The organism is Nocardia barduliensis (genome assembly GCF_013315795.1).
Taxonomy (GTDB): domain Bacteria; phylum Actinomycetota; class Actinomycetes; order Mycobacteriales; family Mycobacteriaceae; genus Nocardia; species Nocardia barduliensis.
On the sequence record NZ_JABLTE010000026.1, the window covers coordinates 66,899 to 85,077 of the forward strand.

At 68.1% G+C, this 18,179-nt stretch carries 20 protein-coding genes; 13 read left to right on the plus strand and 7 right to left on the minus strand.

Features of this window, described 5'->3' with window-relative positions; genetic code table 11:
- Positions 1-61 precede the first annotated feature (61 nt).
- The 3 genes from HOV91_RS13910 to HOV91_RS13920 all read left to right on the plus strand — a co-directional run bounded on the left by HOV91_RS13910 (position 62) and on the right by HOV91_RS13920 (position 2,557).
- The gene (locus tag HOV91_RS13910) at positions 62-394 is read left to right on the plus strand and encodes a type VII secretion target (protein ID WP_174185796.1); all 333 of its coding nucleotides are present in this window, start codon (positions 62-64) and stop codon (positions 392-394) included.
- Entirely contained in the window at positions 391-1,518 is a 1,128-nt protein-coding gene (locus tag HOV91_RS13915) for a transglycosylase SLT domain-containing protein (RefSeq protein ID WP_174185797.1), read from the plus strand. Before HOV91_RS13910 ends, HOV91_RS13915 begins: the two co-directional genes overlap by 4 nt.
- A 244-nt stretch (positions 1,519-1,762) precedes the next feature.
- Positions 1,763-2,557, plus strand: a complete 795-nt coding sequence (locus tag HOV91_RS13920; protein WP_312884603.1) for an acyl-[acyl-carrier-protein] thioesterase — start codon at positions 1,763-1,765, stop codon at positions 2,555-2,557.
- Positions 2,558-2,690: 133 nt separating this feature from the next.
- Here the strand turns inward: HOV91_RS13920 and HOV91_RS13925 are convergent, their stop codons facing one another.
- Positions 2,691-4,361 (minus strand): FAD-dependent oxidoreductase, encoded by a 1,671-nt coding sequence (locus HOV91_RS13925; protein WP_174185798.1) that lies wholly within the window; start codon positions 4,359-4,361, stop codon positions 2,691-2,693.
- Between the two features lie 181 nt (positions 4,362-4,542).
- Here HOV91_RS13925 and HOV91_RS13930 point away from each other — a divergent pair, with 181 nt between their 5' ends.
- The gene (locus HOV91_RS13930) at positions 4,543-5,034 is read left to right on the plus strand and encodes a SixA phosphatase family protein (protein WP_174185799.1); all 492 of its coding nucleotides are present in this window, start codon (positions 4,543-4,545) and stop codon (positions 5,032-5,034) included.
- 21 nt (positions 5,035-5,055) lie between these two features.
- On the opposite strand, the gene HOV91_RS13935 is transcribed toward HOV91_RS13930, so the two are convergent.
- Complete coding sequence (locus HOV91_RS13935) at positions 5,056-5,259, minus strand: hypothetical protein (RefSeq protein WP_174185800.1); 204 nt, start codon at positions 5,257-5,259, stop codon at positions 5,056-5,058.
- A gap of 58 nt (positions 5,260-5,317) precedes the next feature.
- Between HOV91_RS13935 and HOV91_RS13940 the strand changes: the two genes are divergently transcribed.
- From HOV91_RS13940 to HOV91_RS13975, 8 genes are all read left to right on the plus strand, one after another.
- Positions 5,318-5,686 carry a VOC family protein gene (locus HOV91_RS13940; protein WP_174185801.1) on the plus strand — a complete coding sequence of 123 codons (369 nt, stop codon included), beginning with the start codon at positions 5,318-5,320 and terminating at the stop codon, positions 5,684-5,686.
- A gap of 125 nt (positions 5,687-5,811) precedes the next feature.
- Positions 5,812-6,291: a MerR family transcriptional regulator gene (locus HOV91_RS13945; protein WP_174185802.1), complete on the plus strand. Its 480-nt coding sequence runs from the start codon at positions 5,812-5,814 to the stop codon at positions 6,289-6,291.
- 23 nt (positions 6,292-6,314) lie between these two features.
- Positions 6,315-6,608 (plus strand): putative quinol monooxygenase, encoded by a 294-nt coding sequence (locus HOV91_RS13950; RefSeq protein ID WP_174185803.1) that lies wholly within the window; start codon positions 6,315-6,317, stop codon positions 6,606-6,608.
- 286 nt (positions 6,609-6,894) lie between these two features.
- Positions 6,895-7,206 (plus strand): GNAT family N-acetyltransferase, encoded by a 312-nt coding sequence (locus HOV91_RS13955; RefSeq protein WP_174185804.1) that lies wholly within the window; start codon positions 6,895-6,897, stop codon positions 7,204-7,206.
- The gene (locus tag HOV91_RS13960) at positions 7,203-8,195 is read left to right on the plus strand and encodes a pirin family protein (protein ID WP_174185805.1); all 993 of its coding nucleotides are present in this window, start codon (positions 7,203-7,205) and stop codon (positions 8,193-8,195) included. Before HOV91_RS13955 ends, HOV91_RS13960 begins: the two co-directional genes overlap by 4 nt.
- 141 nt (positions 8,196-8,336) lie before the next feature.
- Positions 8,337-8,840, plus strand: a complete 504-nt coding sequence (locus HOV91_RS39865) for a hypothetical protein (RefSeq protein ID WP_246350071.1) — start codon at positions 8,337-8,339, stop codon at positions 8,838-8,840.
- The gene (locus HOV91_RS13970; protein ID WP_174185806.1) at positions 8,837-9,997 is read left to right on the plus strand and encodes an MAB_1171c family putative transporter; all 1,161 of its coding nucleotides are present in this window, start codon (positions 8,837-8,839) and stop codon (positions 9,995-9,997) included. The genes HOV91_RS39865 and HOV91_RS13970 overlap by 4 nt, the downstream gene beginning before the upstream one ends.
- The gene (locus HOV91_RS13975; protein WP_174185807.1) at positions 9,994-11,400 is read left to right on the plus strand and encodes a cytochrome P450; all 1,407 of its coding nucleotides are present in this window, start codon (positions 9,994-9,996) and stop codon (positions 11,398-11,400) included. The genes HOV91_RS13970 and HOV91_RS13975 overlap by 4 nt, the downstream gene beginning before the upstream one ends.
- Before the next feature lie 59 nt (positions 11,401-11,459).
- On the opposite strand, the gene HOV91_RS13980 is transcribed toward HOV91_RS13975, so the two are convergent.
- A complete protein-coding gene (locus HOV91_RS13980) occupies positions 11,460-11,936 on the minus strand; it encodes an SRPBCC family protein (protein ID WP_174185808.1) in 477 nt (158 codons plus the stop codon).
- The gene (locus HOV91_RS13985) at positions 11,936-12,265 is read right to left on the minus strand and encodes an ArsR/SmtB family transcription factor (RefSeq protein WP_174185809.1); all 330 of its coding nucleotides are present in this window, start codon (positions 12,263-12,265) and stop codon (positions 11,936-11,938) included. The genes HOV91_RS13980 and HOV91_RS13985 overlap by 1 nt, the downstream gene beginning before the upstream one ends.
- 251 nt (positions 12,266-12,516) lie before the next feature.
- On the opposite strand from HOV91_RS13985, the gene HOV91_RS13990 reads away from it, so the two are divergent.
- Positions 12,517-13,140 (plus strand): DUF8020 domain-containing protein, encoded by a 624-nt coding sequence (locus HOV91_RS13990; RefSeq protein WP_174185810.1) that lies wholly within the window; start codon positions 12,517-12,519, stop codon positions 13,138-13,140.
- Positions 13,141-13,203: 63 nt separating this feature from the next.
- Here HOV91_RS13990 and HOV91_RS13995 read toward each other — a convergent pair whose 3' ends face one another.
- The 3 genes from HOV91_RS13995 to HOV91_RS14005 form a co-directional block, all read right to left on the minus strand.
- The gene (locus tag HOV91_RS13995; protein ID WP_312884604.1) at positions 13,204-13,680 is read right to left on the minus strand and encodes a PaaI family thioesterase; all 477 of its coding nucleotides are present in this window, start codon (positions 13,678-13,680) and stop codon (positions 13,204-13,206) included.
- 208 nt (positions 13,681-13,888) lie between these two features.
- A complete protein-coding gene (locus HOV91_RS14000) occupies positions 13,889-17,842 on the minus strand; it encodes a DNA-directed RNA polymerase subunit beta' (RefSeq protein ID WP_174185811.1) in 3,954 nt (1,317 codons plus the stop codon).
- Between the two features lie 107 nt (positions 17,843-17,949).
- Positions 17,950-18,179 (minus strand): hypothetical protein (locus tag HOV91_RS14005; RefSeq protein ID WP_174185812.1); only part of this gene is annotated, 230 nt, incomplete at its 5' end.

An 18,179-nucleotide genomic window follows, 5' to 3' on the forward strand; every position in this document is an offset into this window, starting at 1 on the left:
CGGCACCACCCGATTTTGCTATGCTGACCGCGACCTCACGGTCGGGAGGGAAGGGGGATTCATGGTCGAGCAAAACCAGTCGGTACCTGCGACGACGATGCAGGTCGACCCGGCGGCGCTGCGCTCCTTCGCGCAGACGCTGCGCACCGAGGCCACCTCGGTCACCGACCTCGGCGCGGGCGAGGCTTTCGGCGCCGTGGCCGGGGCACTGCCCGGCACCGACTTCGGCCCGGTGGCCCAGCGCGCGAACGACGCCGCGCACCGCTGCCTGGAGCGGATCGGGTCCCGGCTCACCACGATCGCGGACAACCTGCACAACGCGGCGGGCAAGTACGAGCTGGCCGAGGACGACTTCGCGGCGAAGCTGCGCGCTATCGGACTCCAACTGCCATGACGCTCACCATCCCCGATGTCGCGAACTGGCAGCCGGAGCAGCTTTCGGCGGCGGGCGGGCTCGCCGAACAGATGTCGCGAGGCCTCGACACCGCCGTTGCCAAAGGCGCGGACGACACCCTGGCCCTCGCCGAGGCGAAGATGTGGTCCGGTTCGGCGGGCGACGCCGCGAACGCCCGGATGCAGACCGAGAAGACCCGCGCTTCCGCGGTGAGCGCCGCCCTGCTCGAGCTGAAGACCGCGCTGACCGCCCAGGTGCAGAACCTGATCGAGGCCCGCGCCAAGGTACTGAGCTTGCGCGACGACGCGCTGAACCAGTCGCCGCCCTTCGACGTCGCGCCCAACGGCACCGTGGATGCCAAGACGCGGATCGACCATCTGCGCGCGCACGCGGACAAGGCCGACGTGGAGGGGCTGATCTTCCAGGAAGCGCTGCAGGCGGCCTCGCGGACGTGGGAGCTCACCAACGCGCTCAAGACCGCCGAGGACGTGGCCGATCAGGCCGAGACCCAGGTCGAGGGCGCGGTCGCGAAATTGGAGGCGGCGTTCGCCGGGCTCGGTGAGCCGAGCGCGAACGTACCGGCGGCGGCTCCCACCGCGCCCGCGGCAACCGTGCCGGCGAGCACATCGGGCACCCCGGTCGCGAGCCCCTCGTCGGAGCGGCCGAGTCAGCTGATGTCGGGGTACAACTCCGACTCCGGCTCGTCGTCGGGCACGCCGTATCACGGTGGGCCCAGTTCGTCCGCGCCGACCGGCCCGCTGCCGAGCGGTGACGTGGCGCGATGGATCGCCGAAGCGAAGCAGAAGCTCATCGCGATGGGGTACGCACCCGAGGACATCGACGAGCGAGCGATCGCGCTGATCATCCAGCACGAGTCCGCGGGCAACCCGTACGCGGAGAACCGCTGGGACAGCAACTGGGTGGCCGGGCATCCGTCGAAGGGCCTGATGCAGACCATCGACAGCACGTTCAACGCCTACAAGGCGCCCGGCCACGACGACGTATGGAACCCGGTCGACAACATCATCGCCGGAGTGCGGTACTCGATCGACCGCTACGGGTCGCTCGGCAACGTCCCGGGCGTCGCCGCCGTGAACTCGGGCGGCGCCTACCAGGGTTACTGAACCCGCACACTGCGGTGACCTGCACCTGGGCGCCGCCACTACCGGGCGCTGCCGGCGGGCGTACCGGGCCTCCATACCGTAGCGGCAGACGGAAGCCCCCATTTTTGCTGGCCCAGGTCCCGGCAGGCGGACTATTAAGGAGGTAGGGACGGCTCGACGCGAGGGTGTGACGTACGCCCCGTAAAGTCGTCACAACAGCACCGCATGAAGAAACGCGGCACACCGTGCAGCGCGAGGAGCACCAGTGTCACTCGATCAGCCACTCGCCCCGCTTCCCCAGGAGGGCATGGGCTTTGCTTCGGCGTGGCCCGTCCGGGCTGGTGATGTGGATCCCTACGACCGGTTGCGGTTCGATGCCATCGCCCGCTACCTGCAAGATATCGCCTGGGAAAACCTGCATAAGACGTTCTTCCACCGGACCGACCCGAACTGGATCATCCGCCGGACGGTCATCGATGTCATCCGGCCGATTCTGTGGCCGGACGAGGTGCAGCTGCTGCGGTGGTGCTCGGCGATGTCCACCCGGTGGACCAACATGCGTGTGCGGATCACCAGCGGAAACGGCGGATTGATCGAAACCGAGGGCTTCTGGATCAATATCAGCGAGTCCACCGGGATGCCCGCGCGAATCAGCGACGAGGGCCTGGCCTACCTCGCCCGCACCTCCAGCGAGCACCGCCTGCGCTGGCGGCCGTACCTGACCGACGCCACGCCGCCGGAGTCGGATACCGACCTGCCGTTCCCGGTGCGCGCCACCGACATCGACCAGTACAACCACGTCAACAACGCCTGTTACTGGCAGGCGGTGGAACAGTTCCTGGTCGAATATCCGAAGCTGCTCGCAGGGCCGCACCGCGCGGTGATCGAGTACGTGGCGCCGGTGCTGGCGCGTCAGCACGTGAGCGTGCGCAGCCGGTACGAGCCGGGTGACCGGACCGGACAGCCGGTGCTGCGGCTGTGGTTCGTGGTCGGCGGAACCACCACGACGGTAGTCCGCATCATGCCGTTACCCGGCCAGCCCGCCGCTCCGAATTTCTAGTCCGATCAGTGCGGTAGCGCGGGATTCGGGTTCAGGTCCTGCGTAGAGTGCCGCTCGAGTTCTGGGCATATCCGGTGGCCGGTCCGGGCCTGGGGCCGATCGGATCTCGGGGATCCGACCGGCGTCCCGATCGTCAGCCGCGGGCGGCTTTGAGCAAGTCCTCCCTGGTGGTGAACTTGACCCTGGGGCGGCCCGCGGACTTGCCCGCGGACTTCTCCGCTTGGTCGATCGCCCGCCAGCCCGCGCGGTCGACCAGGTCGGCCTGACGCTCGGCGAGCAGTGCCCTCAGCGCGGCGCGGTCGGCCTGCGGCGCGGCGAGTTTGCCCGCGGTGAAGTCTGCGAGCAGCAGCTCCACCGTCTCCTCGGAGTCGATCCGGTTCGAACCGATCACGCCGCGCGGGCCCCGCTTGATCCATCCGCTGACGTACACGCCGCTCAGCATCGTCCCGTCCTCGCCGATGACCCGGCCGTGCTCGTTCGGCACGACGCCGCGCCGCTCGTCGAACGGCAGCTCGCCGACCCGTTCGCCCCGGTAGCCGATCGACCGCAGCACCAGCGAGGTGTCGATGCTCTCGGTGCGATCGGTCGGCCGAGCCACGAGCTGACCGTCTTCCTCGAACAGCTCGTTGTGCACGATCTCGATGGCTTCGACCCGTTCGGCCCCGGTGATCGCGGCGGGCGAAGTGAGGTAGCGGAACACGATCCGCTTGTTGCCTTCCGCCCGCCGCCCACCGGCGTACTCCTGGGCCAGGGTGTACTTCAACGCCAGCGACGGCTCGACCTGCGGGTCGTCCACGATCGCCTGGCTGGCGTGGTCGAGTTCCAGGTCGGTCTCGTCCACGATCACGTCGACGCCCTTCAGGTGCGCCAGCGCCAGGAATTCCGGCGAGGTGTAGGCCGCCTGGAGCGGACCACGCCTGCCGAGCACGACGACTTCGCGAATATTGCTCTGCCGCAGGGCGTCCAGCGCGTGGTCGGCGATGTCGGTCTTGGCGAGTTCGTCCGGGTCGACGGTCAGCACGCGCGCCACGTCCAGCGCGACATTGCCGTTGCCGACGATCACCGCCCGCTCGCCGGACAGGTCGAAGGTCCGATCGGCGAAGTCGGGGTGGCCGTTGTACCAGGCGACGAACTCGGTGGCGGAGTGGCTGCCCGGCAGGTCCTCCCCCGGCACGCCCATCCTCCGGTCGCTCGAGGCGCCGACCGCGTAGATCACCGCGTGGTGGTGGCGCAGCAGTTCCTCGTGCGAGATGTGCGTGCCCACTTCGACGTTCAGGTAGTACTGCAACGTCTCGCGACGGAACGCGGACTCGAACATGCCCGAGACCGTCTTGGTGCCGGGGTGGTCGGGCGCGACGCCCGCCCGCACCAGGCCCCACGGCGTGGGCAGCCGGTCGAACATCTCGATCTCCACGTCGGCCCTGCGCAGCAGTTCATCGGCCGCGTAGCAGGCCGCCGGACCCGCGCCGACGATCGCGACGCGCAGCGTGCCCAGTTCCTTCGGCGGACGCGCCGGCGTGACGATCGGGTCGAAGTTCGATTCCAGCGGATGCCGTTGGAAGTAGGCGGCATTGATGTCGCGGAACCGTGCCAGCGAAGCCGTCAGGTCGTCCTCGGAGAAGATGGCCTCCACCGGGCACGCGTCGACACAGGCGCCGCAGTCGATACAGGTGTCGGGGTCGATGTAGAGCATCTCGGTCGTCGCGAACTCCGGCTGATCCGGAGTGGGACGGATGCAGTCGACCGGGCACTCGGAGACGCAGCTGGCGTCGTTGCAACAACGCTGCGTGATTACGTAGGCCATATGTGCTGATCCTCGAAGAAGTACGTGGGCCGTGGCCACCCATGGGGTTGTGGTGGACAGATGAGCGGCGTCCGTCACGATTGCCACAGGGATCGCCCGCGGCCGCCCGTGATGTGATGCCGCTTTCAGTTTGCCTCGAGTGTGGTCGAGACCTCGCGGCCGGAGGCCTTACCGTATCCCCATGGCGCGGACTCTGATCCTCATGCGGCACGGTAAGTCGGCGTATCCGGAGGGTGTCGACGATCACGAACGACCGCTGGCTCCGCGCGGGCGGCGCGAGGCCGGACTCGCGGGCCGGTGGTTGCGCGACACTCAGCCCGCGATCGACGCCGTGCGCTGTTCCACCGCCACGCGGACCCGTGAGACGCTGACCGCCACCGGAGTCACCGCGCCGGTCGTCTTCGAAGCGGGGATCTACGAGGCGTCGCCGGAAACGCTCATGGAGCTGGTTCGGCTCAGCGACGACGACATCGCGACCCTGCTGGTGATCGGGCACAGCCCGGGCATGCCGTGGACGGCGTGGGAGCTGGCCGGTAATCGCAACAGCACGGCCGCCGTCGAACTCAGCCGGAAGTTCCCGACCTCGGCGCTCGCGGTGCTGCGTTTCGACCGGCCCTGGGCGGACGTCGACACGGGAACCGGCGAGCTGGTGCACTTCCATATTCCGCGCTGACCGCACGCGGTGGACGCGCGGTCAGCGCAGTAACTTGCCGCCCACCACGACGACCCCGCCGAGGACGAGCAGCAGCGCGAACGCGGCGAGACCGCCGAACAGCCACCACACCACGCCGAGCGCCAGCGCGAACGGCGCGATCGCGACAGCGGTGATCACCGGGCTTTCCTTGACCGCCGCCCAGGCCGAACGGGCCCTGATCCGGTCGATGTCCTTTCCAGGCATGTTCCCAGCGTAGGCCGGAATCCGGGACTTTGTCGGCGCACGGTGGAATGCTCGCCGGATGGATTGGAAAATTGAACTCGTCGCCATCCCGGTGACCGACGTCGACCGCGCCAAGGACTTCTACACCAAGATCGGTTTCCATGCCGATCACGATCACCGGGTGAACGAGAACCTGCGCTTCGTACAGCTGACCCCGCCCGGCTCCGGCTGTTCCATCTGTGTGGGCGAGGGCCTCACCGAGGCGGCGCCGGGCAGCGTCGAAGGAATGCAGATGGTGGTCGCCAGCGCCGAGGACGCCTATCAGCAGTTGATCGCCGCGGGTGTCGATGCCACGCCGGTCCGCGACCTGGGCTGGGGTCTTTTCACCTTCTTCGCCGATCCGGACGGCAACAAGTGGGCGGTCCAGCAGCTGCCCACCTACAGCTGAGCGCACGATCCGCAGCCGCGGGAATCGCCCGGCGGTGGGGCGCTGGAGAATCGAACACAAACCCTTGCTTGGAGTGCACTCCAGGTGACTAGCGTCGTCGATGTTCAACGGGAAAGGCGAGTGCAATGAGCGTTCGAGAACACAGCGCGATCGTGAACGAAACGGCGTCTCCCGCGAGCGTGCGCGAGGACCGGGAACTGCCGCGGTATTCGATCGGCGAGGTGTCCGAGCGGTCGGGGCTGAGCCGGGACACGCTGCGCTGGTACGAACGGATCGGGCTGATGGACTACATCGGCCGGGACCACTCCGGCAAGCGCCGGTTCAGCGACCGGGATCTGGAATGGCTGGCGCTGATCGGCCGCCTGCGCACGACCGGTATGTCGGTGGCGGACATGGTCCGCTACGCCGAACTGGTGCGGGCCGGCGACGCCACGTTCCCGCAGCGGCTGGCGATGTTCCGGGACACCCGCGCCGAGGTACTCGCCAAGATCGATGAACTTCGTCAGACCCTGGCCGTGCTGGACTACAAGATCGCCCTGTACGAAGGCAAAGTCGAGACGGACCCGCCTGCGGACCTGGCCTTCACGTCGGCGGGCCGGGAATAGCCACACCAGAACGGGAGACGCGCATGTCGACGTTGACGCTCAATGTCCGGTTCCTCGCCAGGCCGGGTCGCGAGGCGGAATTGCGGAATCTGCTGCAAGGCGTGATCGAACCGACGCTCGCGGAGGACGGCTGCCTCACCTACGAGCTCTACCTGCATCCCACCGACCCGAGCCGGATGGTGCTGCTGGAGGAGTGGACCGACGAGGCCGCCCTGGCCGCACACTTCCAGACGCCCCATCTGAAGGCCCTGGCGACGGCGTTGGAGGACGTTCTGGTCGAGCCGTTCCAACTGCGGCGGTTCTCCGAGATCGGGTGATCCGTGGTGGTCCGGCGTTGCCTGCGGCGCCGGACCGCCACGGGTTGCCCCAGTGATCGATGGGTCGCGCGAGCCTGCGCGACCCGCCCGCAAACTCCGGACCGAAGTCCGCTTATCCCGCGGCCTACGCTGCGCCGTTCACCGGCGAGGGCTAACATCCCACGAATATGAGGCCCGAAGCATCGCGTACCGCCTCGACGTGCACTACCGCGCCGCCTCGGCGCGTTCGACCGGGTCTCGATTCTCGAGCGACCATCCGGTCCACGCACGGAAGGAGAAGGGAACCATGACCGAAGCAGCTTCGGAATCCAAAGTCGTCCGCAGTGACGAGCGGCATCGCTACGAGGTGTTCCACAGCGGCGAACTGGCCGGTTTCGCCGACTACGAGGAAAGCGGCGACGAGACGGTGTTCACGCACACCGAGATCGACGGCGCGTTCTCCGGCAAGGGTCTCGGTTCCGTGCTGGCCGAGTACGCGATCGAGGACGCCGTCGCGCGCGAGCGCGTGGTCCGGCCGGTGTGCCCGTTCATCAAGGCGTATCTGGACAAGCACCCGCAGTACGACGCGCACGTGATCGGCAAGGGCGTCACGCGGTGAGCGATCTGGACGCACGTCCGGCCGAGACGCTCTGCGAACCCGCGCCGGGGCCGGGCCCGGTCGCGGAGCAGTATCCGGCACGTGAGGTGCCGCTCGGCGGTGTACGCGGCGTCTTCGTCGAACGCGTGCTGCCGCAGCGCGATCTGCCGACGGTCGGCGCGTGGTGCTTCCTCGACCACTTCGGTTCCCCGACGGTCACCACCACCGGTGCGCCGCCGGACATCGATCCGCACCCGCACATCGGCCTGCAAACCGTGACCTGGCCGTTCGAGGGCCGCATCCGCCATCGCGACTCGGTCGGCTCGGACGTGCGGATCGAACCCGGCCAGCTGAACCTGATGACCTCCGGGCGCGGCATCGCCCATTCCGAATACGCGGTCGAGGGCGCGCCCGCCGGGCACGGCTTGCAGCTGTGGATCGCGCTGCCCGGCGACCGCACCGGCATCGCCCCGCACTTCGAGCAGCATCGCGAACTGCCGATCCTGGAGGCTCCCGGCCTCCGGGCGATCGTGCTGATCGGCTCGCTGGCCGGAGTGACCTCGCCCGCGATCGCGTACACACCGATCGTCGGCGCCGACGTGCGGTTGGCGCCGGGAGCCGACGTCCCCCTCGCGCTGGACCCCGGTTTCGAGCACGCGGTCCTGGTGATCGAGGGGCAGGTCACGGTCGCGGACACCGCACTCGCGCCCGGTCCACTGCTGTATCTGGGCACCGGACGCGACGAACTGCGGCTCAGCAGTGCCGATGGCGCGCACTTCGCGCTGATCGGCGGTGAGCCGTTCGGCGAGGAGCTGGTGATGTGGTGGAACTTCGTCGGCCGCAGCCACGAGGACATCGTCGCGGCTCGGGAGGATTGGGAGAACCACGACGTCACCCGATTCGCCGACATCGCGGGCCACCCCCCGCGGCAGCGCATTCCCGCGCCACCTCTGCCCGGACTGCATCTGAAGCCCCGCAAGCGCCGTATCGGCCCGGCCCGAAGCCTTTAGCGGCCCAACTCGATTCGGCTCCGCGCGCCGCGCACCGGCGCCGCCGCCGATCGGCGTCACCCCCACCTCTCGACTCGGCCCGCGGCCGCCGGTCGCGGTAAAGTCCGATCACCACAAGGTTTTTGGTGGGAGGGGGTTTCGGTGGACGACTCGACGCAGCGGGTGATGGCTGCGCGCGAGGCCGTGATGGAACTGGTTCCGTCGCCATGGAACAGAGAGAGGTTCCTGGCCGCCCTGGGAGAGTGGCGCGGGCGGCCCATCGAGCTTCTGCCGGTCGCTTCGGCGCTGCTGCCGGGAGCCCTGGAACCGGGGCGCGGCACACCGTGCGGGCTGTGGCTGGAGTGCACGGACGTCGACGTGATCGCCTATGCCGCCGGTACGACCGATTTCCATATCGATCAGATCATCGCGCACGAGACCGGCCATATGGTGCTCGATCACAACGCCGGGTCCGCGGGGGTGACCGGAATTCAACGGATTCTGCCGAACATCGATCCGGCCCTGGTTCAGCGGGTGCTCGGACGCAGTGAGTTCGCCGACCACCAGGAGGACGAGGCCGAACTCTTCGCTGACCTGCTGCTGTCCGGTGTCTCACGCTGGCGCTCCTCGCGGCCGATGCGTTCGTTCTGGGGCGGTGAGGGGTGACCTCTTCGGCCCCACCGGTCATCGCGTGGCTGATCATCACGGGCAGCGCGGCGGCGGCCTCGTTGCGGCTGGTGTGGCTGCACGGCCGGGCACGGCCCAGCGAACGACACGTGACCTATGCCCTGATCTGCGCGGTGATCGCGGCACTCCTGCGCGAAGGGGCCGTACAGCAGGCGCTCGCCGACGCGGGGCTGCTCAGCGTCGGCTTCACCAGGCAGCTCGGGACCACGTTCATCGTCGCGACCTTCGCGCCGCTGATCGTGCTTGCGCAATCGTGGTCGGAACGGTGGTCGGAGCAGGAATCCGACAGCTACCGGCGGATGCGCAGGGCCGTCTGGAGCGCGGTGGTCGTCTCCATGGCGCTGATGTTGCTGCTCGGCGCGCACGCCCGTGCGCTGGGGCAGTACATCGACCGGACCGAGGGGTGGCAGACGGTCGCCTACTTCGCGTTCTTCTCCGGCTGGTGCGGCGCGACCGGCCTGCTGGTGTTCGCGGCCAGCGTCCGGGAACTGCGCGCTGGCCAGTTACGCCCTTCCCACAAGCTCACCTACCTGCTGATCCTGATCGTCGGTGGGTGGACGCTGGAAGAGGCCGTCTCGATCTTCACCAGCTCGGTCTGCGCGGCGACCGGGACGGGCGCGGCGTTCGTCGACTTCCGCTTCCACGCCAACGAGAACAACTTCGTGTACATGGTCGGCCTCGGCTCGCTGGCCGCGGGCGTCCGGGTAGGCACCGAGATCGCGCGCAGGCTGGGCATCGACTCGGCCTCGCGAACCATCCGGCAGCTGACGCCGATGTGGCGGGATCTGGTGACCACCTGCGCCGAGATTCCGCGCCCGTCGCAAGCCGACCCGGACTTGGACCCGCGGCGGCGCCTGCACCGGATGACGGTCGAGATCCGAGACGCACTGCTGGTGCTCGGGCGATTCGCCGAGCCGATACCGGCCGATGTGCCCGCCGACGCCGCCGAGGCGGTACAGATCGCGCGCGCCCTGCAGCGCAAAGCCGACGGCGCGCAGCCCGGTTCCTACCTTCGGCTGCACGCCTCGGCGCCCGGTCGCGACATCGTCGACGAGACTCGTACGCTGCGCCGTATCGCGCGGCATTGGGTCCCGGCACAGACCTACCTTCGCGCACAACTGGACGGAGCAAGATGACCACGACGAACTCCACGCGTCGAATCCGGGCGAGCGACCGGGAACTGCCACACCCGCCGTTCCGGCTGCCGATCGCCGGTGACGTGTGGGATCTGCACGTCACCGACAGCAGTCAATGGGGGATGCGCGGCGCGCAGAAGTACGGCGGGATCTACGAGCGCAACATCTTCGGCACCCGCGTGACCTACGTGTCCGATCCGGACCTGCTGCGCGAGATCAACGACGACGCGCTGTGGGCCAAATTCCTGGGTGTGCCGATCCGGGACCTGCGGACCGTTGCCGGTGACGGCCTGTTCACCGCGCACAACTCCGAACCGAACTGGGCCAAGGCCCACGCCATCCTCGCGCCGTCGTTCACCGCGGCCGCCATGCGCGGATACCACGCCACCATGCGGGCCTGCGCCGCCGAACTCGTCGAGTACTGGACGGCCCGGTCAGGCGAGTGGGTCGACGTCCCCGCCGATACCAACAAGGTCGCGCTGGAAGTCATCGGGCGGGCCGCGTTCGGCTACGAGTTCCAGTCGTTCACTCGCACCGACCCGCACCCCGTGGTCGCCGCGATGCTGCGAGCCCTCACCTACATCAACCGTGCCGCCTACTCGCATCCGCTCGTCGAACGCACGGTGTTCCGCGAGCAGCGTGCTCAGCACCGTCGAGACGTCGAACTGGTCAACAGAACGATCGATGAGGTGATCGCCCGGCGTCAGCGGGAGGGCGCTGGTGGGCACGGGGATCTGCTGGACCGGATGCTGACGGTGCCGGACCCGGAAACAGGGAAACTGCTCGACCCGACGAATGTCCGGCACCAGATCCTCACGTTCCTCACCGCGGGGCACGAGACCACCGCGGGCGTCCTGGCGTTCGCGCTGCACTACCTGTCGATCGACCCGGCGATCGCCGCTCGGGCCCGGCAGGAGATCGATGAGGTCTGCGGCGGCGGCGACCTCGCCTTCGAGCAGGTCGCGAAACTGCGCTACCTGCGGCGCGTCGTGGACGAGACCCTTCGGCTGTGGCCGACGGCTCCGGGGTATTTCCGCAAGGCCCGCGCGGACACGATGCTCGGCGGGCGCTATCCGTTCGAGCAGCACGAGTGGGTGTTCATCGTCCTGCTCCAGCTGCATCGGCACGAGCTGTGGGGTGACGATCCCGAGCGGTTCGATCCCGACCGTTTCCTCCCCGAGCGGGTGCGCGGCCGCCATCCCGAGCTGTACCGGCCGTTCGGGGTGGGCATGCGCGCCTGCATCGGCCGCCAATTCGCGCAGCACGAGATGGTGCTGATCCTGGCGACACTGCTGCGCGCCTTCGATCTGACCCCGGATCCCGGTTACGAACTGCGCGTCAAAGAGACGATCACCTTGAAGCCGGATCGCCTGCGCCTGAAGATTTCCCGGCGCGACGGTTAGCCGGCCCGCGCTTCGGCTCCGCGCACGCGTGGCGTGACCGGAGCCGAAGCGTCCGGGGCTCAGCCGCGCGCGAGCAGTGCGTCCAGTGCGCGGTAGCTCTCGTTGAGCCCGGTCTCCATACCCGACTGGAGCATGCCGTCCCGCTCCTGCGGCGTGTGGAACTGACTGTCGGTAACGACCTTGGTGCGGCCGTCACCGAGGTCGACGAGGCTGACGCTGTCGATCGCGACATGGGCGGGCATGCCGTCCCACTCGAAGGAGTACACGATGCGCTCCTGCGGGGTGACCTCACGGAAACGGCCCTCGAAACCGTGCGTTCCGTCGTCGGAGTGCTCGACGAAACGCCAGTGCCCGCCCGGCCGGAACTCCCAGCGCTCGATATCCAGCCGGTTGCCGCGTCCCCACCACTGGGCGAGCAACTCGATCCTGCTGTAGGCGTCCCACACCCGCTCGCGTGGGGCGTCGAAGATCCGCTCGACGTGGATCGCGCGGTCGCTGTCGGCCGTGACGACGGCGTCGTTCGTGGTTGTGCTCATCAGTCCTGCTCCGTTCGTTCGAGGAATGCGCCGAGACGGTCCATCCGTGCTTCCACCATCCGCCGGTAGCCCTGCATCCAGGCCACTTCGCGGTCGAAGACGTTCTCGCCGAGGCGGCAGTACCGCACCCGGCCCCGCTTCTCCGTGACCACCATGCCCGCCGCCTCCAGCAGCTGAATGTGCTTCTTGATGCCGGTGAGCGTCATCTCGAAGCGTTCCGCCAGCTCGCTGACGGTCGCGGGCCCACTGCCGAGGTGTTCCAGGATCCCACGCCGGGTGGGATCCGCGAGCGCCCCGAAGGAGGCATCCAGGAAGTCATACTGAACCATCTAGTTCAGTGTTGCGTATCGAGAGTCGGCCGTCAAGAGGCAATCCACCCCGCTCCTGCACCCAACGGGCCGACGGCTCGACCGGCAGCCACGGCGGCGGGCGGCCGAGCCGCGCACCCTCGCTGTGCGACAGAGACTTTCGCGACCGGCCCTGGCGAAGAACTATCGTCCAGCCCCTTCTGATCCGGGCCGCCGGACGGTATCTTTTCCGGACGAACCGGACACGGGGGCGGCACACGGAAAAGAGCACGATGAGGATCTACCGATTCACCGCGACGACGCTGACCGCGCTCGCGGCCACCGCACTCACCACGAGTGCCGCACACGCACAGCCCTCGCCCGCCGACGCGCCCCTCGACCTGCGGGGATCGTTCCACCAGATCGCCTACGAGGTCGCCGCCACCGAAGACCGCCGGGCTGCCGTGGCGACCATCCAGGACGGGACATTCGCATCGACCCACGACGGCCGGGTGGTGACGGTCTCCGATCGCGAGGGCAATGTGGTCGCCGCGCTGCCGATGACGCTGCGCATCGGCGATCAGCGCGTGGCGCTGCGACCCGTGCTCGAGGACGCGGGCCACCGGCTCACCATCGCACCGGTCGCGATGACCGACGCGCCGCTGCGCGACATCAGCGCCCAGGAGCGGTTCTACGCCGAGGCCGAGAAGGCCATGCCGACCATCCTGGCCGGCGCGGGCATCGGCGCCGCCATCGGTTTCATCGTCGGATTCCCCTTGGGCTTGTTCGTGCTCGACTTCATCACGGTGCCCGCCGCCGCGGTGGCGGGCGCGGCGATCGGCGCGATGGCCGGATACGTCGTCGGCGGTGGGCAGCCGGCCGTCGACGCGGCGCTCGCGTACGTCACCGCGCCCTAGTCGAACCGGTCGACGGGCGTGAGCCGCTGCGTGTGAAGGCGGGTCCGGCCGTGTCCGATTCGATCAGGATCGGCGCGGCCGAAGCACCGCGGTGAACACCGCCACGGCGACGATCTTTCCGCCGGCGTCGGCGATATCCACCGGCACGTCGATTTCGAGCGGCACTTTCGCCTCGATGTCCGCGCGCATCTTCGCCAACGTCTCGTCGGGGAACGCGGAAGTGGCGCGGAACGGTCCCGCTTCCCCTTTCGCGCGAGCCCGGTATTCGATGCGGCCGTCCTTCGCGACGATGAACGTGTCCCCCATCAGGTCCACGATTCCCGACACCGACGCACCCATCGCGGCGGTCTCCGCCATCCCGAACAACACGGCGGCATGCAGATCCCCGTTGTGGTTCAGATGCTCCGCCCGCGGCGCGATCGACACCACGTTCCGCCCCGCCGCGAACTCCTCCCACTCGATCCCGGCGTACTGGATGAACCCCAGCTTCCGGAATCCGGCTACCACCAGATCGCCCAGCGCCGCGCCGTCCACCGCCACCTCCAGAGCCAGAACTGAAACCCGTTCTAATTTCTACTGGCTCCGACCCCCCTTTGTCCACCACCGACCCGATGCGCCAGCGCGCCACGTCCTCGGTGCCGACTCGCGGCCTCGCGCAGCACGAAGGGTTTCGGATGAAGAGGTCGACGAAAGCACTCGGCCCCCGCTCCGGACGGAGCGGGGGCCGAATGTCGTTGCGGCTGACGTACTACCGGTAGTCGCTGAACCCGTAGTCGTCGAGCGGAACCGCGGCGCCGGTGGTCTGACCGAAGCTGTCCGGGCTGTAGTAGGTGTCGTCGTAGGACGGCACCGCGTACGCGGCGGCACGGGCTTCCTCGGTCGGCTGCACCTGGATGTTCCGGTAGCGGTTGATACCGGTACCAGCCGGGATCAACTTACCGATGATCACGTTCTCCTTGAGGCCGATGAGCTTGTCGGAGCGGCAGTTGATCGCCGCGTCCGTCAGGACTCGGGTGGTCTCCTGGAAGGACGCCGCCGACAGCCACGAATCGGTGGCCAGCGACGCCTTGGTGATACCCATCAGCACCGGGCGACCCGCCGCGGGCTCGTTGCCCTCGGCGACGACGCGACGGTTGGCGGCCTCGAACTCGGCGCGCTCGGTGAGCGAGCCGGGCAGGAACTCCGTGGCGCCCGAGTCGATGATCGTCACGCGACGCAGCATCTGGCGCACGATGACCTCGATGTGCTTGTCGTGGATCGACACACCCTGCGAGCGGTAGACCTCCTGGACCTCGTGGACCAGGTGGACCTGCACCTGACGGGGGCCCATGATGCGCAGCACCTCGTGCGGGTCCGCCGCGCCTTCCAGCAACTGCTGGCCGACCTCGACGTGGTCACCGTCCGAGAGCAGACGCTCGGTGCCGTCGTCGTGCTTGAACACGCGCAGACGCTGCCGCTTCGAGAGCTTGTCGTAGACAACCTCTTCGCCACCGTCATCCGGGATGATGGTGATCTTGTAGAAGCGATCGTCGTCCTCCAGCCGCACGCGACCGGAGACCTCGGCGATAGGCGCCTTGCCCTTCGGCACGCGCGCCTCGAACAGCTCCTGCACGCGGGGCAGACCGCCGGTGATGTCGTCACCCGCGACACCACCCTGGTGGAAGGTACGCATGGTCAGCTGGGTACCGGGCTCACCGATGGACTGCGCGGCGACGATGCCGACGGCCTCACCGATGTCGACCAGCTTGCCGGTCGCCATCGAGCGGCCGTAGCAGGTCGCGCACACGCCGGTGCCGGTGGTGCAGGTCAGCACGGAGCGGACCTTCACCTCGGTGATGCCCGCCTCCAGCAGCGCCTCCAGCGCCGGATCGCCGAGGTCGGCGCCCTTCGCCACGATGACGTTGCCCTGCGCGTCGAGCGCGTCGGCCGCGAGCGTCCGCGCGTAGGTGGAGGTCTCCACGTGCGCGTCGCGGATGATCGAGCCGTCGAGCTGCTTCTCCGCGATCGGCACCACGATGCCGCGCTCGGTGCCGCAGTCGTGCTCGCGCACGATGACGTCCTGCGAGACGTCCACCAGACGACGGGTCAGGTAACCCGAGTCGGCGGTGCGCAGCGCGGTGTCGGCCAGACCCTTACGAGCGCCGTGGGTGTTGATGAAGTACTCCAGAACCGTCAGGCCCTCACGGAAGGAGGACTTGATCGGCCGCGGGATGAACTCACCCTTCGGGTTCGTCACCAGGCCCTTCATACCGGCGAGGGTACGGGTCTGGGTGAAGTTACCCGTGGCGCCCGAGTCGACGATCGTGATGATCGGGTTGTCGGCCGGGTAGTGCGCGCGCAGCGCCTTACCGACCTCCTCGGTCGCCTCCTGCCAGATCTTGACCAGGGCGTTGTTGCGCTCCTGGTGATCGAGCGCACCACGCTGGTACTTCTTCTCGATCTGATCCGACTGCGCCTCGTAGCGCTCCATGATCTCGGCCTTCTCCGGCGGCACGAGCACGTCGGACATGGAGACCGTCACGCCCGAACGCGTGGCCCAGTAGAAGCCGGCGTCCTTGAGCTTGTCGACGGTCTGCGCGACCACGATCATCGGGTAGCGCTCGGCGAGATCGTTGATGATCGTCGCCTGACGCTTCTTCGGCATCTGCTCGTTGATGAACGCGTAGTCCGCGGGCAGCAGCTCGTTGAACAGCACCCGGCCCAGCGTGGTCTCGGTGGTCCACGCGTCGCCGCGGCGCCAGCCCTCCGGGAACAGCTCCGCCTCGACGTCCTTCGGCGGGCGCTGGTCGGTCAGCCGGACCTTGATCAGCGAACGCACGGTGAGTTCACCGCGGTCCACCGCCATCTGCGCCTCGGCGGGCGAGGAGTACACGCCCTGCTCCGGAGCGTCCTTGGTGGCCGGCTGGTAGGAACCCTTCGCGCCCTCTTCCAGGCGGGTCAGGTAGTACAGGCCGGTCACCATGTCCAGACGCGGCATGGCCAGCGGGCGGCCCGACGCGGGCGACAGGATGTTGTTCGACGACAGCATCAGCACGCGTGCCTCGGCCTGCGCCTCCGCCGACAGCGGCAGGTGCACGGCCATCTGGTCACCGTCGAAGTCGGCGTTGAACGCCTCACAGACCAGCGGGTGCAGCTGGATGGCCTTGCCTTCCACCAGCTGCGGCTCGAAGGCCTGGATGCCGAGGCGGTGCAGGGTGGGCGCACGGTTGAGCAGCACCGGGTGTTCGGCGATGACCTCTTCGAGGACGTCCCACACCTGCGGCCGCTGCCGCTCCACCATCCGCTTGGCCGACTTGATGTTCTGCGCGTGGTTCAGGTCCACCAGGCGCTTCATCACGAACGGCTTGAACAGCTCCAGCGCCATCAGCTTGGGCAGACCGCACTGGTGCAGCTTCAGCTGCGGACCGACGACGATGACCGAACGGCCCGAGTAGTCGACGCGCTTGCCGAGCAGGTTCTGGCGGAACCGGCCCTGCTTGCCCTTGAGCAGGTCCGACAGCGACTTGAGCGGACGGTTGCCCGGTCCGGTGACCGGACGGCCGCGGCGGCCGTTGTCGAACAGGGCGTCGACGGACTCCTGCAGCATCCGCTTCTCGTTGTTGACGATGATCTCGGGCGCGCCGAGGTCGATCAGTCGCTTGAGGCGGTTGTTGCGGTTGATCACGCGACGGTACAGGTCGTTCAGGTCGGAGGTGGCGAAGCGGCCACCGTCGAGCTGAACCATCGGGCGCAGCTCCGGCGGGATCACCGGAACGGCGTCGAGCACCATGCCCATCGGCGAGTTGCCGTTGGACTGGAAGGCCGCGACGACCTTGAGCCGCTTGAGCGCGCGCAGCTTCTTCTGGCCCTTGCCGGAGCGGATGGTCTCGCGCAGCGACTCGGCCTCGGCCTCGATGTCGAAGCTCTCCATCAGCTTCTGGATGGACTCCGCGCCCATCGCGCCGGTGAAGTACTCGCCGTAGCGGTCGACCAGCTCGCGGTAGAGCACCTCGTCGACGATGAGCTGCTTGGGCGCCAGCTTGGTGAAGGTGTTCCAGATCTCCTCGAGCCGGTCCAGCTCACGCTGGGCGCGGTCGCGCAGCTGGCGCATCTCGCGCTCGCCGCCGTCCTTGACCTTGCGGCGGACGTCGGACTTGGCGCCTTCGGCCTCCAGCTCGGCCAGGTCGGCCTCGAGCTTCTGGGCGCGGGCCTCGAGGTCGGCGTCACGCTGGTCGGCGACCGCCTTCTTCTCGACCTCCATCTCGGCCTCGAGCGTGGACAGCTCGTTGTGCCGCAGCTCCTCGTCCACCGCCACGATGACGTAGGCGGCGAAGTAGATGATCTTCTCCAGATCCTTCGGCGCCAGGTCGAGCAGGTAGCCCAGGCGCGAGGGCACGCCCTTGAAGTACCAGATGTGGGTGACCGGAGCGGCCAGCTCGATGTGGCCCATACGCTCGCGGCGCACCTTGGCGCGAGTCACCTCGACGCCACAGCGCTCACAGATGATGCCCTTGAAGCGGACGCGCTTGTACTTGCCGCAGTAGCACTCCCAGTCCCGGGTGGGACCGAAGATCTTCTCGCAGAAAAGGCCGTCCTTCTCCGGCTTGAGCGTGCGGTAGTTGATGGTCTCCGGCTTCTTGACCTCGCCGTAGGACCACTGACGGATGTCGTCGGCGGTGGCCAGGCCGATCCGGAGTTCATCGAAGAAGTTGACGTCTAGCACGTAACTTCCTTTCCCCTGTGCGGGTCGAATTCGAGCAAAAGTTCACTAGTGGGGTAATCCGTTGCGGAAGCTGGATGCCGTTGTTGTGACGGCATCCAGCCCGCCGCCTAGTTCGCCAGATCGTCGACGGTGGCCGCTTCGTTCCTCGACAGGTTGATGCCCAGGTTGGCCGCCGCGCGCTCCAAGTCCTCGTCGTCGCCGTCGCGCATCTCGATCGCGGCGCCGTCGGAGGACAGCACTTCGACGTTGAGGCACAGGGACTGGAGTTCTTTGAGCAGGACTTTGAACGATTCCGGGATGCCCGGTTCCGGGATGTTCTCGCCCTTGACGATCGCTT